The sequence below is a fragment of the Paucilactobacillus salsurae genome, from assembly GCF_054784995.1.
In genome coordinates, this window is the sequence record NZ_BAAHWX010000002.1 from 219,467 (window position 1) to 236,497 (window position 17,031).

At 37.1% G+C, this 17,031-nt stretch carries 13 protein-coding genes and 1 tRNA gene; 11 read left to right on the forward strand and 3 right to left on the reverse strand.

Annotated elements, in window-relative coordinates; all coding sequences use genetic code 11:
- Window positions 1–51: 51 nt before the first annotated feature.
- Window positions 52–2,373: a nitric-oxide reductase large subunit gene (locus tag ACYVQZ_RS03035; protein WP_461239922.1), complete on the reverse strand. Its 2,322-nt coding sequence runs from the start codon at window positions 2,371–2,373 to the stop codon at window positions 52–54.
- A 394-nt stretch (window positions 2,374–2,767) separates the two neighbouring features.
- Here ACYVQZ_RS03035 and ACYVQZ_RS03040 point away from each other — a divergent pair, with 394 nt between their 5' ends.
- From ACYVQZ_RS03040 to ACYVQZ_RS03065, 6 genes are all read left to right on the forward strand, one after another.
- Window positions 2,768–4,864, forward strand: coding sequence for an LTA synthase family protein (locus ACYVQZ_RS03040; RefSeq protein ID WP_461239923.1), 2,097 nt, complete (start codon window positions 2,768–2,770; stop codon window positions 4,862–4,864).
- Between the two features lie 118 nt (window positions 4,865–4,982).
- A complete protein-coding gene (coaA, locus tag ACYVQZ_RS03045; protein WP_461239924.1) occupies window positions 4,983–5,903 on the forward strand; it encodes a type I pantothenate kinase in 921 nt (306 codons plus the stop codon).
- Between the two features lie 101 nt (window positions 5,904–6,004).
- The gene (guaA, locus tag ACYVQZ_RS03050; protein WP_461239925.1) at window positions 6,005–7,561 is read left to right on the forward strand and encodes a glutamine-hydrolyzing GMP synthase; all 1,557 of its coding nucleotides are present in this window, start codon (window positions 6,005–6,007) and stop codon (window positions 7,559–7,561) included.
- Between the two features lie 142 nt (window positions 7,562–7,703).
- Entirely contained in the window at window positions 7,704–8,381 is a 678-nt protein-coding gene (locus tag ACYVQZ_RS03055) for a type 1 glutamine amidotransferase domain-containing protein (protein WP_461239926.1), read from the forward strand.
- A gap of 11 nt (window positions 8,382–8,392) precedes the next feature.
- Window positions 8,393–8,713 carry an ArsR/SmtB family transcription factor gene (locus ACYVQZ_RS03060; RefSeq protein ID WP_461239927.1) on the forward strand — a complete coding sequence of 107 codons (321 nt, stop codon included), beginning with the start codon at window positions 8,393–8,395 and terminating at the stop codon, window positions 8,711–8,713.
- 60 nt (window positions 8,714–8,773) lie between these two features.
- Entirely contained in the window at window positions 8,774–9,991 is a 1,218-nt protein-coding gene (locus ACYVQZ_RS03065; RefSeq protein WP_461239928.1) for an NADH:flavin oxidoreductase/NADH oxidase family protein, read from the forward strand.
- Between the two features lie 68 nt (window positions 9,992–10,059).
- Here the strand turns inward: ACYVQZ_RS03065 and ACYVQZ_RS03070 are convergent.
- Window positions 10,060–10,132, reverse strand: a tRNA-Thr gene (locus tag ACYVQZ_RS03070).
- A gap of 597 nt (window positions 10,133–10,729) precedes the next feature.
- Between ACYVQZ_RS03070 and ACYVQZ_RS03075 the strand changes: the two genes are divergently transcribed.
- Together ACYVQZ_RS03075 and ACYVQZ_RS03080 are read left to right on the forward strand one after the other, a co-directional pair.
- Entirely contained in the window at window positions 10,730–11,917 is a 1,188-nt protein-coding gene (locus ACYVQZ_RS03075; RefSeq protein ID WP_461240035.1) for an ABC transporter substrate-binding protein, read from the forward strand.
- Window positions 11,918–12,031: 114 nt separating this feature from the next.
- Window positions 12,032–13,216 (forward strand): MFS transporter, encoded by a 1,185-nt coding sequence (locus ACYVQZ_RS03080; RefSeq protein WP_461239929.1) that lies wholly within the window; start codon window positions 12,032–12,034, stop codon window positions 13,214–13,216.
- Window positions 13,217–13,236: 20 nt separating this feature from the next.
- Here the strand turns inward: ACYVQZ_RS03080 and ACYVQZ_RS03085 are convergent, their stop codons facing one another.
- The gene (locus ACYVQZ_RS03085; RefSeq protein WP_461239930.1) at window positions 13,237–13,587 is read right to left on the reverse strand and encodes an iron-sulfur cluster biosynthesis family protein; all 351 of its coding nucleotides are present in this window, start codon (window positions 13,585–13,587) and stop codon (window positions 13,237–13,239) included.
- Between the two features lie 132 nt (window positions 13,588–13,719).
- On the opposite strand from ACYVQZ_RS03085, the gene ACYVQZ_RS03090 reads away from it, so the two are divergent.
- The 3 genes from ACYVQZ_RS03090 (at window position 13,720) to ACYVQZ_RS03100 (ending at window position 17,026) form a co-directional block, all read left to right on the forward strand.
- Complete coding sequence (locus tag ACYVQZ_RS03090) at window positions 13,720–14,568, forward strand: aldo/keto reductase (protein WP_461239931.1); 849 nt, start codon at window positions 13,720–13,722, stop codon at window positions 14,566–14,568.
- A 218-nt stretch (window positions 14,569–14,786) separates the two neighbouring features.
- Window positions 14,787–15,974 carry an ABC transporter substrate-binding protein gene (locus tag ACYVQZ_RS03095; protein WP_461239932.1) on the forward strand — a complete coding sequence of 396 codons (1,188 nt, stop codon included), beginning with the start codon at window positions 14,787–14,789 and terminating at the stop codon, window positions 15,972–15,974.
- Between the two features lie 173 nt (window positions 15,975–16,147).
- Window positions 16,148–17,026, forward strand: coding sequence for a branched-chain amino acid ABC transporter permease (locus ACYVQZ_RS03100; protein WP_461239933.1), 879 nt, complete (start codon window positions 16,148–16,150; stop codon window positions 17,024–17,026).
- Window positions 17,027–17,031: the final 5 nt, after the last annotated feature.

A 17,031-nucleotide genomic window follows, 5' to 3' on the forward strand; every position in this document is an offset into this window, starting at 1 on the left:
AACCGTTTAATGCCAAACAAAAAAGAGCTGTCATTGACAGCTCTTTAAACTTTATTCTTGAACTTCACCCTCGTCAGCAGTAGCTGGTTTGAGGTTGAAGAAAATTTTAACTATGACAACTAGTAAGACGATGACACCGATAATGAAGATGCTATCTGGCAAAATACGAGCCCAGAGCATTTCATTAACTGGTGAAGTCCGATAGAAGCTGAGTAGTCGTGCATGCCAGTAGCCATTCTTTAAGGCATCAGCTAATTGAAGATAACCGATTGGCAAGAGGGCAATGACCGTCATACCAATAAGACCAATGTTCATTAACCAAGATGCCCAATTAATCATTTTGTCCATTTTAGGGGTCCAAATTTCTTTCTTGGAAACATTTCTTAGAACAAACATCATAATGGCTAAGGATAACATGCCATAAACACCTGCCATGGAAGTGTGCGCATGCGCAGACGTCCATTGGGTTCCATGTTCAAAGTAGTTAATTGCAGGTGCATTAATTAAGAATCCAAGTGCACCGGCACCGATGGCATTCCAAATTCCTGTCCAAGCTAAGAACATGAAAGTTGGTTTGTATGGGAAATCAGCTTGTGAATCACGAACCACTTTGTAGTGCGTCCATGCTTCCCAAATTAAGAGACAAAGTGGCACAACTTCAAGGGCTGAGAAACAAGCACCCAATGCGAGCCAGATGGAGTGATCACCTTCCCAGAAGAAGTGGTGACCAGTACCGATAACACCGGAACCTAATAGAAGAATCAATTGGAAATAAAGGGCACGAATGGTTGATTTAATCGTGGTTAACTTCATGTCGACCATTAAATAACCGATTAAAATAACAGCAAACGATTCAAAGATTCCTTCAACCCACAAGTGCACGATCCACCAACGCCAGTAATCAGCAAAGGTAATGTGTGAGTGTGGCAAGATGAATAAGGTTGCCAGATAAAAGGCGGGAATGGCAATTGAACCCATGAAAAGTAACGATACAAGTCGTGATCGATCAGGTGAGGCGAGTTTTTCTTTCATCTTTGGAATGAAACCACGCATCAAAATAACGACCCAGATTAACATTCCGACAATTAATAGAATCTGCCATAGTTTACCTAACTCAATATATTCCCAACCAAAGTGGCCAATTAACCACCAATCTTTGTTGAAGAACTTCCAGTTAAGAATGGAGCCCCATTCACCAAGCATTGAACCGCCAACTACGACAATCAATGCCCAGAATAAGATATCGACTAATACACCTTGATGTTTTGGTTCGCGACCACGAACTCTTGGTGTGAGGTAAATCCCGGCACCTAACCATGAAGTAGCAATCCAGAAGATAGCTAATTGCAAATGCCAAGTCTTTGCCAAGTTAAATGGCCAAATCTTTTGCAGGTTCAAGCCAAAGAACGTGTTTTCTGAGTAATAATGCGCCATTAATGCACCTAGTAATACTTGCACGAGGAACATCAAGACCACAATCAAGAAATACTTAGCTGCTTTACGTTGACTAGTTGTAATTGGGGCATCTGCATTCACAGACGGAATTTTGCCGTTGGAATAGGCAGGATTCATGTCGAATTGATAGCGACGTTGTACCCATAAGATAATTCCAACACCGGCAACTAAGATTGCGACACTAATGGCTGTCCAAACCATTGCTTCAGATGGCATGATGTTACCGGCATCTAAATCATATGGCCAGTTGTTCGTGTACGTAAATGACCGATTTGGTCGATTGGTTGATGACAACCAAGCTGTCCAGAAGAAGTAAGAAGTTAATTGATCAACCTTATTACCTTTTGACATAAATTCGTCAGTTGTTTTTTGGTTAATCATGTTTTCTGGTAATCCAGCAGCTCGAGGATTGTTAACGAATTCGTGGCGATAATATTTTTGTAAATATTTAACACCGGCCACTTGGGCATTCGTTAGTTGTAACGTATTAGTACTTTTATCGTAGCGGTTCTGACGAATTTCATGTTTAACTTTTGCTTTGATGGCATCTTTTTTATAAGTGCTTAATGAATTATAGCTTTTTCCATAAATCTTTTGTCCATAATAATGATCCATCCCACGCAAGTACACATGTAAACTTTCAGCGGTGTAGTCGGGTCCCAGATATGATCCGTTTCCCAACAAGGTACCGTAGTCAGTTAACCCATATTTTTCATAAACAGCTTGTCCACTTAATAAGTCGGACTTCGTAATAATTGCAGTTCCGGCTGGCGAAACCATTTTAGCTGGTCTCGGGGCTTCGTTTTTAAAAATTAGAAGGCCACCCGCAATCAGAACTGAAAAGACAGTAACTAACACAATCAATAACGTTTTTGAAACACGCTTATATGAATGTTCAGTTGTTTGATACTCCTCCACTTTTTTTCACTCCTTTAATAAGAAAACTTTATTGTACACAACACATTAAATCATCTTATATAAATGTTTGCAATAGACGTAACCGCCTGATATACCGCAAAATATAGGTTTTCATAAATTAGTTTTATCTAAGCACTCGATAAGTAAACTTACTAAAATTGAATTTTCAAAAAAGAAGTGTAAGAAAATGTTATCAAAATCATTAAAAAAAATTTTTTAAATATTGTGGTTTCAAACGATAAAAATCTGTAAAATGAGCTGTAAGATTATTACACTTCACGAAAAAAATGTGACGAATTTCTAAACTTTTTAGAAACTTTTCAATAAAAAAATTGATATCCAGTGTTAATAGGTTATGATGGAAATTGGCAGTATTTTAGATGGAGGAAAGATTATGAAAACTGTGCTAAAAAAGACAAGCGCCGCCTTAAATACGCGGATGGGCTTTTTTATTCTCACGGTTGTATTATTTGCAATTAAGAGTGTGTGGGCTTATCAAAATAAGTTCACGTTAGGTGTTTCAGATAGCATGCAGCATTTTCTACTGATGCTAAACCCGTTTCCAGCTGCAATTTTGGTCATTGGAATCGCCTTATATTTTAGAGGACGCCTAGCCTACTGGTTGATGCTTGTTTTCAATGCATTGCTTTCAACTTGGCTATTCGCGAATATCCTTTATTATCGTGAATTTTCAGATTTTTTAACGTTTAACGTGATGAAAGGTTCTGGATCAGTTTCCAACAATCTCGGTAAGAGTTTGCTCGGAATTCTACGTCCTTCAGACTTTATGGTGTATGCTGACGTCGTTTTATTAATCGTCTTGTTAGCATTTCATCTTATTAGAATCGATACACGATATTTTAGATTAAGGTACGCAGGTGTCATTAGTGTCTTTTCAGTTCTTTTATTTGGCGCTAACCTGGCTATGGCTGAAACTAACCGCTCACAACTGTTAACGCGGACATTTGATAGTAACTATATTGTTAAATATCTAGGGATTAACGCCTATGCGGTGTATGACGGTGTTAAAACCACCCAAAACAGTGCTGTAAAGGCAAAAGCCAACAACTCAGATATTAAACCAGTTTTAAAATTTTTAAATAAAAACAAATCAAATTCAGACATTCAATATAAAGGCGTTGCCAATGGTAAGAATGTCTTTGTGATTCATTTGGAAAGTTTGCAACAATTTATTATTGATTATAAGTGGGACGGCCAAGAGGTTACCCCTAATTTAAATAAGATCTATCACTCGAGTGATACGGTCGCTTTCGATAATTTCTTCAATCAAGTTGGACAAGGAAAAACAGCGGATGCTGAACTAATGTTGGAAAACTCTTTGTTTGGATTACCAGAAGGATCTGCGATGGTCACTGATGGAACGACTAATACGTTCCAGGCTGCTCCGGCCATTTTGGATCAAAAGGGCTACACAACTGCTTCGTTTCATGGGGATGTGCCTAGTTTCTGGAACCGTGATAATGCCTATAAATCATTTGGCTACCAGTACTTTATTAGCAAAGCATATTATCCAAAGGTAAAGAATTATGATGCGGGTTACGGAATCAAGGATAAAATCTTCCTAAAGGAATCAACCCATTACATTGAACAATTACCACAACCGTTCTACGCAAAATTAATAACGGTTACTAACCACTATCCATATATCTTGGATAAGGATAATAAGGATATTTCAGGATGGAAAACGGGTGACGACACAGTTGATCCATACGTCCAAACTGCGCGTTACTTAGATGAATCAATTGGTGAATTTTATGATTATCTTGATAAGAGTGGTTTGAAAGATAATAGTATGATTGTGCTGTATGGTGATCATTACGGCATTTCAAATAATCATAAGCCAGCTATTGCAGAAATTACAGGTAAGAAAAAAGTCACCAACTATGATTTGGCAATGTTCCAAAAAGTGCCCTTCATGATTCAAATGCCTGGCTTGAAGGGTGGCATTAACCATACGTATGGTGGTGAAATTGATGTCTTACCAACCATTGAAAATCTATTAGGCATTGATGCTAATCGATATGTTCAGTTTGGCCATGATCTATTAGCACCAAATCGAAAACAAGTCGTTGCCTTTCGAAATGGAGATTTTGTCTCAGACAAGTTTACCAAGTATGGTGGCAAGACCTATGACACGAAAACTGGTAAACAACTAACCAAATTGACGGCAAGTCAAAAGAAAGCCGTTGCTAAAGATCAAAAATATGTAACGACGCAACTTGATTTGTCGGATAAAGTGGTGAATGGTGATTTACTACGATTCTATACGCCAAAGGGCTTTAAGAAAGTTAATAAGAAGGACTTTACCTACAACTTACAGAAGAGTTTGCAGAATTTAAAGAAGGCCCAGTCAAAAAATTCAACCAGCGTGATTAAGAAAAATGATGGGCAAACTACCATTGATGATTTCACAACAGATGCACCAGAATTGAAGGATATTAAAGACTTAGTTTTTCCAAAAGTTAAATAATGAAAATATTAACGGAAGTCGTAACTGTGACGTTTGACTTCCTTTTTTTTCTGCAAATGAAAGCGCTTGTGTTAAAATATAACAGGAAATTATTAATTGAATGTTGAGGAACAATTTGATGGAAGATCGGGTTAATTTTTACCAATTTGATAGAGAAAAATGGAAGAGCTTTTATCCCAACGGACGCGTGGAACTGAGCCAGGAGGGTTTAGACCAAATTAAAGCTTTAAATGACCGAATTTCGCTCGAAGATGTCGATTATATATATTTACCACTAGTGCAACTAGTGAAATTACAATTTTTCCAGTATTTAAAATGGCAAAATGAAAAAACAGATTTTCTGCAAATTAAACAAAGACGCGTACCGTTCATTATTGGCATTTCGGGGCCGGTGGCTGTTGGAAAAAGTACAACTGCAAGATTAATAACGCTACTTTTGCAACGTCTACTTGATAATAAAAAAGTTGAAATGATTACCACTGATGGATTTTTGTTTTCAAATGCAGAATTAAAAAAACGTAATTTGTTGGAGCGAAAAGGATTTCCAGAATCGTATGATATGGAAAAACTATTAACCTTTTTAAATGACGTTAAATCCGGAGTAGATATAGTTAAATCGCCCGTGTATTCTCACGCGACTTATGATATTGTACCAGGCGCGATGCAACGAATTGAACAACCTGATATTTTAATTGTCGAAGGAATTAATACGTTACAATTACCGTCTAATCAGCAATTATATGTCAGTGATTTCTTTGATTTTTCCGTTTACGTTGATGCACAACCGGAATTAATTGAACAATGGTATTTAGAACGTTTTAGTTTGTTACTCAGATCCGCATTTCGTGATCCAACTAATTACTACTACCCATATGCAATTGGTGATCGTGCGGATGCTTTTAAAATGGCTAAGAAAGTTTGGAAAGATATCGATTTAAAAAATCTGGAAGAATTTATTTTACCAACACGTAATCGTGCGGATGTGATTCTTCATAAAACCAAACATCATATTATTAACAAGATCTATTTACGTAAATAGATAATTAAAAAACGAATTCTGAAATAGTTCTCATAGTCATTGACCCGTATTATCAGACCAAGTAGAATGGTAATATTAGAAAAAATAAAGAGGTGGCTTTTTTGGCAAATGTAAACATGGATGCATTTGATAAAATCATTGTTTTAGACTTTGGTAGTCAATATAACCAGTTGATTACGCGTCGAATTCGTGATTTTGGTATCTATTCAGAGTTGTTGTCGCACAAAATTACTGCACAAGAAATAAAAAAGATACATCCTAAAGGGATTATCTTTTCTGGTGGGCCAAACAGTGTTTATGCCCCCGATGCGTTTGATGTGGACAGTGAAATTTTTGAGCTGGGCATTCCCATTTTAGGTATCTGTTATGGGATGCAGTTAATGGCTTATAAACTTGATGGTGGTCAGGTTGAAAATGCTGATAACTCCGAATATGGTCACGCAGATATTGAAGTGACCGACGAAAATGCAGTCATGTTTCAAGGTCTACCAAAAAAACAATATGTTTGGATGAGCCATGGTGATCTTGTGACGAAGGTACCAGATGGCTTTAAGTCTGTGGCTACCAGTGTTAATTGTCCGATCTCTGCAATGGCTGATGATCAGCGAAAATTCTATGGGCTACAATTCCATACTGAAGTGCAAAACACACAGTTTGGCAGTGAGATTCTGAAACACTTTGCATTTGAAGTGTGTGAAGCACGGGCTAATTGGACCATGGATGATTTCATTGATCTCCAAATTGAACACATTCGTCAAACAGTGGGCGATAAAAAAGTGCTGCTTGGTTTATCTGGTGGTGTAGATTCCAGTGTTGTCGGCGTCTTATTACACAAAGCCATTGGCAACCAATTGACTAGTATTTTTGTGGATCATGGCTTATTACGTAAAAATGAAGCTGATCAAGTGATGGACAGTCTTGAAGGTAAATTTGGACTGAATATTATTAAGGTTGATGCCCAAGAACGCTTTTTAAGTAAACTTGAAGGTGTTACAGAGCCAGAACAAAAACGAAAAATTATTGGTAACGAGTTTATTCAAGTGTTTAATGATGAAGCGCAAAAACTCGAGGGTATTGATTTTCTTGCGCAGGGTACGCTGTATACAGATGTGATTGAAAGTGGGACAGATACTGCGCAAACGATCAAATCGCATCACAATGTTGGCGGTTTGCCAGAAGATATGCATTTCGAATTGATCGAACCATTACGTAGTCTTTTTAAAGATGAAGCACGTGAATTAGGTGAGAAATTGGGGATGCCACATGATCTAGTTTGGCGCCAACCATTCCCTGGACCAGGGTTAGGTATTCGTGTCATTGGTGCCATCACGCCAGAAAAACTGGAAATTGTTCGTGATAGTGATGCTATTTTACGCGAAGAATTTAAAAATGCGGGACTAGACGAGACCGTTTGGCAATACTTTACTGTCCTTCCTGGGATTAGGAGTGTTGGTGTAATGGGAGATGGCCGTACTTATGATTACGCCGTGGCAATTCGTGCCGTTACTTCTATCGATGGTATGACAGCCGATTTTGCCCGTGTGCCATGGGAAGTTTTACAAGACGTCTCGGTGCGCATTGTTAATGAAGTTAAACACGTTAATCGCATACTCTATGACGTCACGAGCAAGCCACCTTCGACAATCGAATATGAATAAAATTACAAATTTAACAAAGCCACTCAATGCATGTCATTGAGTGGCTTTGTTGACATCAAGTTAGTCAGTATACAAGCTTAAACTTGACAAGTAAACTTAATCTTGTTTTAATATGTTTAAACCTTTAAACGGAAGCGAATTTATGAAAAAAATATTAATGGTGGAAACAAATGTCAGTCACTATGGCAAGTCGGTAGATCCAACTGGATTATGGCTAGGTGAAGCGACAGAATTTACCGATGAAATGCAAAATAATGGTATTGAGGTCGACTACGTAAGTCCAAAAGGTGGGTTTGTGCCCATCGATCCAAGAAGTATGAAGTATGTCGATACAGATATTATGAAAGTTTATGAGAGTCAAGACTTTATCCAACGTGGCCTTGCAAAAACATTAAAACCTAGTGACATCAACACTGAAGATTATGCAGCTATTTATTATACTGGTGGACACGGCGTCATGTGGGATTTCTTTAATAATCAACAGTTACAAGTAATAACAATGCAAATTTTTAATCAAGGTGGGTATGTGACTTCAGTGTGTCATGGGATAGCTGGATTACTGAATATAAAAAAAGAAAATGGTGACTACCTAATTACCAATAAACATGTCACTGGGTTTACTACAAACGAAGAAATACTGGCTGGAAAAAAACAAATTGTGCCATTCTTAAACAAAGAGGTGGCTGAGGCACACGGTGCACTTTTTGAAAAAAAGCGCGCTTATAAATCTTTTGCGGTTCAAGATGGTCAACTCATTACGGGTCAAAATCCGTTTTCCGTTCGTGAAACCGCACAATTATTAATCCAACAATTGAAATAGGAGGTAATTTAGTGGCACAAAAGACAATGGCACTATTTAAAAAAGGTATACCTGCATTCAATATGATGATTGATCCAAATCGCCAGCAGATTATTGTGATGCTTTGCCGAGGCAACCAGATGACAGTTAATGAAATTACTGATCAACTCGAATTATCACGTCCGGCGGTTTCCCACCATCTGAAACTGTTGTTAGATGCAGGCTTAGTAGTGGTGACAAAACGAGGAACTGAAAGGTACTATACAGCGCATATGGATGATGCATTAGTACTTATGAAAGAATTGACAGCGTCATTAGAAAACGATGTTAATTTTGGAAAGAAAAAAGCCTAGTTAGGCTTTTATTTTAAAACTAAAGGTTTAAATTATTAAACACTTGAACGGAGATAAAATATGACAAATTTACAATTATTTAACCCACTTACTTTACAAAACGGAGTAGTCATTAAAAATCGAATTTATAAACCAGCTATGTCTGAAACAATGGGTGATAAAAATTTTGCACCAACCAAAAAACTAGTGTCACTTTATCGAACTTGGGCACAAGGTGGTACTGGATTGTTAATTACGGGAAACGTGATGATTGACTCTCATGCACGAGGTGAGGTTGGTAATGTCGTTATTGAGAATGATCAAAACATGGAGATGTTAAAGCAATGGGCTTTAGCTGGCAAAATTAATGGAACTCAAACGTGGGTACAGTTGAATCATCCAGGGCGACAATCACCAAAAACAATTAGCAAGCATCCTGTTGCTCCCAGTGAAGTTCCCCTTTCTGGGGAAAATGCTTTTGGTTTCAACAAACCAAGAGCGCTATCGGTAGCTGAAATACATGATATTGTGAATCGTTTTGCGATTGCTGCAGGGGTTGTACAAAGAGCTGGATTTGGTGGTGTAGAAATTCATGCTGCTCATGGGTATTTGTTAAACCAGTTTTTATCGCCATTAGTGAATAGAAGAACTGATGAATATGGTGGTGCTCTTGAAAATCGTATGCGAATTATCAAAGAAATTTATTCAGCTGTTCGACAGCAAGTTGGTGTTAATTTTCCAATTGGATTAAAGATTAATTCCTCTGATTTTGTAGAGGGTGGCTTTACAGAAGAAGATTCTATTGAAGTCATCCATACAATGGCAAATATGGGAGTCGATTTAATTGAAATATCTGGTGGTAATTATGAATCACCAGTGATGCAATCAACTACAAACAAAGGAGCTTTTTTTGTGAATTTTGCAGCTAAAGCAAAAATTGATGTTAATGTACCGGTTGTAGTTACTGGGGGTTTTCATAGTGTTGAGGGGATGACTAAGGCGATTGTAAATAAAGAGGCTGAAATGGTAGGAATGGGCAGAACATTGGCGTTAATTCCAGACTTACCAAATCAAATTATTTCTAATCAATTTTCAAATATTGAGCTAGATCATTTAACTACAGGATTTAAAATGTTAGATAAAAAAGTTGGATCATTAATCGGTTTAAGTTATTATGAACAACAGATGGATCGTATTGCGAATGGTATGAAGCCTAAAAGAACTTCTAACGCTTGGGGGCCGCTGTGGTTTTCGTTAAGAGAACAGGGAATTAATGCTTTTTTACCGAGACGAGCTTAATGAATTTGATTTTAAGTGATTTTAAAAAAACAAAAAACTACGCGAATCCAATCACGTCGTTTTAAAAATGCTTGTTACTGGACTTGAACCAGCGACCTACGCTTTACTAGAGCGTTGCTCTACCAACTGAGCTAAACAAGCATGTAAATAATTATAGCAAAAGAATCGCACAACCGGTAGCCCTGAGACAAATTTTTTTAAATTCTCATTTTTAAAGATTAAAAAAATGAATTCAAAGAAAACGTTATTTTTTTAAAAACCAGTAAATACTGATGTATCAATGCTTAAATGCTGATTAAAAATATTGATTTTAAATAAATTAAAAAAAGATTAGAAATTTTTGTTGACTTTCTAATCTTTTTTCTATAATCTTAAACCCATCAAGAAATTGCGAGTTGCAATTCAGCAGTTTCACGAAATAAACGATGCAATAAAATTTGAAGGAGGAAGTTCACGATGATCATTAAAACAACACAAACAATCAATAGCTTCTCAATTCAAAATTTAGCCTTATTATTAAAAACCAAGGACCTAGTAAATTGATGATTTAAAAAATCAATTTGGTAAGCCCTTATTTATGTTTTTAGTAATGAGGACGATACCAAGAAATAACATCAACCTCATTCATGGAATGAGGTTTTTTTATTGCCTTTGGGAGGTGCGAGACAGCATTATACATAACTGATTTACGCAGATTGGGTTTAGAAATTATTTCAACAATTATTTTGAGGAGTGAAGATTATGAAGAAATTTATGAAAATGGCAACAGTATTGACGGTAGTCGCAACAATTGGCACAACGATGGCAGGGTGTACCTCAGCTAAGACTGAGGGAAACAATCCGGGTAAAACTATTAAGATCGGGGTTAACATGGAACTTTCTGGTAACGCCGGTGCTTATGGCCAAGCTGAAAAGAATGGGATTGCATTGGCAGCCCAAGAAATCAATAAAGATGGCGGAATTAAGGTTGGTAAATCAAAGAAGAAGATTCAAATGATTTATCGAGATAACAAAACAAGTACCTCAGAATCAGCCTCAGTTGTTTCTAAACTGGTCAATAATGATAAAGTAGTTTCAGTCATCGGACCTGCAACTACGAATACTGGTACAGCTGCAATGCCAGCCATCACCAAAGCTAAGGTTCCCGCATTTAGTCCATCAGCATCAGATTACAATTACACATTGCAAAAAGATGGCAAAGTACAACCTTACGTTTTCAGGGCTGAATATCAAAATAACTTCCAAGGTAAGGTTGTTTCTAAATTTGTTAGCAACAACCTAAAAGCTAAAAAAGTTGTGATTTTGGCTGACAAATCAACTGATTATGCCACTGGACTTGCCAAAGAATTTAAGAAGGATTTCTCAGGTACGATTGTTAAAACTGAATACTTCCAATCAGGCGACAAGGATTTCAATGCCACATTGACGCAAATTAAGAATCAAAAATTTGATGCAATCTTTGCTCCAGGTTACTACTCAGAAATCGGGATGATTGTTAAACAAGCTCGCCAAATGGGCATCAAACAACCAATCGTTGGTACAGATGGCATGGCAGATCCTAAATTTGTTAAAATTTCCGGTAAGAGCAACGCCAATGACATTTACTACACCACACCATTCTCAACTAAAGCAGCGGAAAGCGATCCAAAAGCTAGTGCCTTTATTAAAAATTACAAAGCCAAGTACAATGAAGATGCACCAACATTTTCAGCGCTTGGGTACGACACAGTTTATATGATTAAAAGGTCAATTGAATCAGAAAAATCAGCTAACTCAGTTAAAATCGCTAACGGTCTTGCTAAGATCAAAGACTTCCATGGTGTCAGTGGTACAATGACAGTTGATAAGAAACATAATCCACAAAAAACAATTGCGATTGAAGAAATTCAACATGGTACAATTGTGAAAGCAACCAAAATTAAATAAACCGCGGTAAATTAGCTGTTGAGCAAATTTATTGACACGACACCCCCTGTTGTAGTTTACTAAATGCAACTTTGAGGGTGTTTTTTATTTAGGGGTGTCGGGGGGGCTGAAACAATGGACGGGACGGCAACGAAACGATCTTCATTTAGTCTTGGAATTGCTTGGTTTTTTAATGCGTTAGATTTGGGATTATTGACATTTGTTGTCACCGCCATTCAAAAGGATTGGCAACTGACATCCGGTCAAACAAATTGGGTTGGTCTGATTACTTTATTTGGTATTGTCATTGGTGCACTGATATCTGGCCTTTTAGCCGATCAAGTGAATCGTAAAACGATTTTGATTGTGATGATGCTCCTATTTTCAATCAGTACAGGTCTTTGTGCAATCATTGATAATTTTCAGTTGTTTTTGATGCTGCGCTTTTTTAGCGGTATCGGAACTGGTGGTGAATTACCGGTTATTATTACTTTTCTATTTGAGAGTATGACACCTAAATTTCGTAGTAAAGCCGTCATTTTATTAGGCATATTTTGGTCATTAGGATGGTTAGTGGCAACAATAAGTTCCTATCGCATTATTCCGTTGGGTGGTTGGCGACTAGCCTCACTAGTCCCTGCATTAGCATTTTTCTATGCTTTTTATCTGGTAAAAAGTGTTGATGGTGCTACTGGTACGCATGTTAAAAAAGAGCACTTCCTCACACCACTCAATCAAATTTTTAAAAAACCATATATTACACTCACGCTAAAATTATGTATTTGTTGGTTCATGGTGATGTTTGCCTACTGTGGCATTGTTTTTTGGTTTCCGACTTTGATTATGATGAGAGGTCACAGTGCTGTTAACAGTTACTGGTATACATTACTCATCACAATTGTCCAAATTCCCGGTTATTATTTAGCCGCTTGGTTAGTTGAAAAAATAGGTCGTAAAGTGGTGATTAGTATTTTCTCAGTTGGTATCGCAATTGGTGCGATTTTATTTGCGGTCACAACTCAAAAAAACATATTACTGTTTTCTGGTCTATTAGCTTCATTTTTTAGTCTGGGTTCATGGGGCATTATTCAGGTATACACGGCTGAACAGTATCCAGTTTTTTCACGTGCTACAGCAATGGGCTTAGCATGTGGGTTTAGTCAAGTAGGTGGTGCATTAGCAACCATGCTCGTAGGTAATTTAATTAAAATGAATTGGTCGGTGATTATGATCTTTAGTTTATTTTTAGTTGCGTTATTAATTACCAACCTAATTGTGATTAGTTTAAAGGATGACGCAGATCCGCAAAAAGAAGTGTAACCAGTGGTTACACTTCTTTTTTATGATCGATAATCCACAATTTGTAAGTTATCTTCAATGACTTCACTGTCATCAGTTAACGATAAAACTTGATAGTTTTCATTTAACTTGATGGTTAAATGATCACCTAAAAATCGTTGAGAATAATCTTTAACATAGAGGTCACCAATATTTGAGTGAACGACTACGTTATAGTCTTTTTTTGGCATATCTTTACTAATCAGAACTAATTTGAATGCAATTTGTAAGGCAACTAAACCGTGTGGTGAATAAGGACCAACACCATCGTCATAACTAAGCAAAATAACTGGGTTATTAGTTAATTTTGGTTTCATAAATGTCAATGCAGAATCAGTGACAAATAATTCCATTGGGCTGTCTCCTTTTAATTCAATTTACAAGTAGTATAATGATTTCAGGCAAAAAATCCAATCATTAAGCCTGACGCTTTAGTTTACGTCGTCGTTCATAAAATAATACCAGCCGAAAATGGGGTGCAGATTTTGAGCGTTTTGAATGAAAAGTTTCAAATAGCAAATAATATTGAGATTCCCAAAGTGGGATTTGGAACTTGGCAAATTCCGGCAGGACAGACAGCCTACAAAGCTGTTGCAACTGCTTTACAAATGGGGTATCGTCATATCGATACTGCGCAAGCATATGCCAATGAAAGTAGTGTCGGAAACGCCGTTAAAGATTCGAAAATTGATCGTCACGAAGTTTTTGTCACATCAAAATTACCAGCTCAAATTAAAGGCTATAATGCAACACTACAGGCCTTTGATCGAACCATGAAGAATTTAGGGTTAGAGTATCTTGATTTATACTTGATTCACGCCCCTTGGCCATGGTCTGCAATCGGTACTGATCACGATGAACAAAATATTGATGTCTGGCGCGCAATGGAACATTTGTATGAAACTGGACGAGTTAAAGCGATTGGTGTTTCTAATTTCAATGTTCATGATTTAAAAAATCTGATTGAAAATACAGATGTTCAGCCGATGGTTGATCAAATTCAATATTATGTCGGCTATACAGAACCCAAAACGACTAAATTTGCCCAAAAAAATAATATTTTGGTTGAAGCGTATTCACCACTTGCAACTGGTGATCTAGTTCAAAATGAACAAATGAATGCCATTGCTGAACGCTATGGTGTCAGCGTGTCACAATTAGCATTGCGTTTTTGTATCGAAAATGGTGTTTTACCTTTACCGAAAGCCGTTTCAGAGGAACATATTCGTGAAAATGCGCAATTGGATTTTTCAATTACAGCAGAAGATATGAAAATTTTAAATAAATTCGCAGATGTAGCACCAAATCACACGCATAATGCGACACAAGGATAAAATAATCCGTGAAGGAATCTTGATAATATCAAGATTCCTTTTTAAATGAGAAAATTTTAATAATTCAAAAATCCGTAATTATCAATGCTTGTAACCGTTATCATAGGCAATTAAGATGCAAAATAACATTGACTCGACCATCTCGTTATGGTAGTTTATTAGAAAATGATTAGATTACATAATCATATTTTAATTTTAATACATAGGGGATGTAGGTTATGCGTGGAAAGAAATTTCTCAAAACGCTAGGCGTATTAGCGTTAGTCAGCACTTTTGTTTTGTCAGGTTGTAGTTCATCAGCTGCGGGTGGTGGTAACAAGCAAAGTGGAAATACCATTAAATTAGGTGGTAACTTTGAATTATCCGGTTCATCAGCTGCTTATGGATCTGCAATGGAACGTGGGGTTAAATTAGCCGTTGCACAAATTAACAAAGACGGTGGCGTTAAAGTTGGTAGCAAGAAGATGAAGATGAAGTTGGTCGAAAAAGACAACAAATCTGATAATTCTTCAGCCGCCCAAGTTGCCTCTAACTTGACGACCCAAAGCAAAGTTAATGCTGTAATTGGACCAATTACTTCAGGAGCAGGGCTTGCTGCCTTGCCAAACTATACTAAAGCAAAGGTACCTTATATCACACCAGGTGGTACACAAGATTCATTAACGGCACAAAAGAATGGTAAAGTTCAACCATATATGTTCCGTTCATGTTTTGAAGATAGTTATCAAGGTAAAGCTTTAGCTAAGTACGTTTATAACGATTTACATTTGAAGAAAGTTGCTATTTTAGGTGACAAGTCAACAGACTATGCCCAAGGATTGACCAAGGCCTTTAAGAAAGAATTTAAAGGACAAGTTGTTGAAACACAATACTATCAATCTGGTGATAAAGACTTCAACTCTGTTTTGACTAAGATGAAGGGTAAGAACTTTGATGCACTCTTCGTTCCTGGTTACTACTCAGAAGCTGGTTTGATTGTTAAGCAAGCTCGTCAAATGGGTATTAATGCACCAATCGTTGGTGCTGACGGCTTTGCTGATCCTAAGTTAGTTAAGATTGCTGGTAAGTCAAATGCCACAAACCTTTACTACACAACTCACTTCGATGCCAAGGCTAACAAAAATGCTAAAGCAACAGCTTACATGAAAGCATACAAAGCTAAGTATCATGAAGATGCTGGGACATTCGATGCACTTGCTTACGATGCAACTTACATGATTAAAGATGCCATTGAAAATCAAAAGTCTGCGGACTCAACTAAGATTGCAACTGGCTTAAGTAAGTTGAAGAACTTCAAGGGTGTGACTGGAACTATCTCAATGGATAAGATGCACAACCCACAAAAGCAAGTTATCGTTGCTAAGATTGTGAATGGTACTGAAGACAGTGCCACAGCTGTTAAATAACGACTAGTTATTAAATATTAAAGATTAAAAAAGTACACAAAGGGCGGTTCCAAATGATCAACATTATCAACAGGTAAACAATCCAGTTTGTAATGTGATTAAACGTGAGTTCAACCAAACTTTGATGTACTTTTCTTGTTTAAAAGACTAATTAGAAATGGAAGTGGAACATTGTGCATACTTTTTTGCAACAAGTTGTTAATGGCCTGTCACTAGGAAGTATTTATGCGCTACTAGCACTCGGGTACACAATGGTGTATGGCATTATTAAGCTGATTAACTTCGCGCATGGTGATATTTACATGCTGGGTGCCTTTTGGGGTTACTACGTTATTAATCAACTGCATTTTAACTTTTGGCTAGCATTGATTACTTCAATGATCTTTTGTGCCATGGTCGGGGTCGTAATTGAATATTTAGCTTACCGACCACTCAGAAATTCACCAAGAATTGCGGCTTTGATTACTGCGATTGGTGTTTCATTCTTGCTTGAAAATGGGATGGCGTACCTCTTTACTTCAAACGTTCGCGATTTTCCTCAAGCAATGAAGGTTCATACCTATCATATCAGCCAAGTTGGCATTTCAAATATTCAAATTTTAATTTTGGTTGTTTCAATTGTTTTGATGGTATTGCTCCAGTTTATTATTAGAAAAACTAAAATGGGAAAAGCAATGCGGGCTGTATCAGTTGATCCTGATGCCGCACAATTAATTGGAATTAACATTGATCGAACAATTTCATTTACGTTTGCTTTAGGGTCAGCACTAGCTGGTGCAGCTGGTGTTATGATTGGGCTTTATTACAACTCAATTGACCCATTGATGGGAATGACACCTGGTATCAAAGCCTTCGTTGCCGCTGTTTTAGGTGGAATTGGTTTAATTCCTGGTGCTGCTATTGGTGGATTTGTCATTGGTTTCTTGGAAACTTTGATGCAATCCCTTGGCTTTTCAGCGTTCAAAGATGCTGCTGTTTACGCAGTATTGATTCTAATTTTGCTCATCAAACCTGCCGGAATTTTGGGTAGAAAAATAAAAGAGAAAGTGTAGGCGAC

Bases quoted from the DNA above. Each gene is read 5' to 3' on its own strand.
- ACYVQZ_RS03065 (WP_461239928.1), top strand. From the start codon at position 8,774: ATGACAAATTTACAATTATTTAACCCACTTACTTTACAAAACGGAGTA.
- ACYVQZ_RS03040 (WP_461239923.1), top strand. From the start codon at position 2,768: ATGAAAACTGTGCTAAAAAAGACAAGCGCCGCCTTAAATACGCGGATG.
- ACYVQZ_RS03055 (WP_461239926.1), top strand. From the start codon at position 7,704: ATGAAAAAAATATTAATGGTGGAAACAAATGTCAGTCACTATGGCAAG.
- coaA (WP_461239924.1), top strand. From the start codon at position 4,983: ATGGAAGATCGGGTTAATTTTTACCAATTTGATAGAGAAAAATGGAAG.
- ACYVQZ_RS03080 (WP_461239929.1), top strand. From the start codon at position 12,032: ATGGACGGGACGGCAACGAAACGATCTTCATTTAGTCTTGGAATTGCT.
- ACYVQZ_RS03095 (WP_461239932.1), top strand. From the start codon at position 14,787: ATGCGTGGAAAGAAATTTCTCAAAACGCTAGGCGTATTAGCGTTAGTC.
- ACYVQZ_RS03085 (WP_461239930.1), bottom strand. From the start codon at position 13,587: ATGGAATTATTTGTCACTGATTCTGCATTGACATTTATGAAACCAAAA.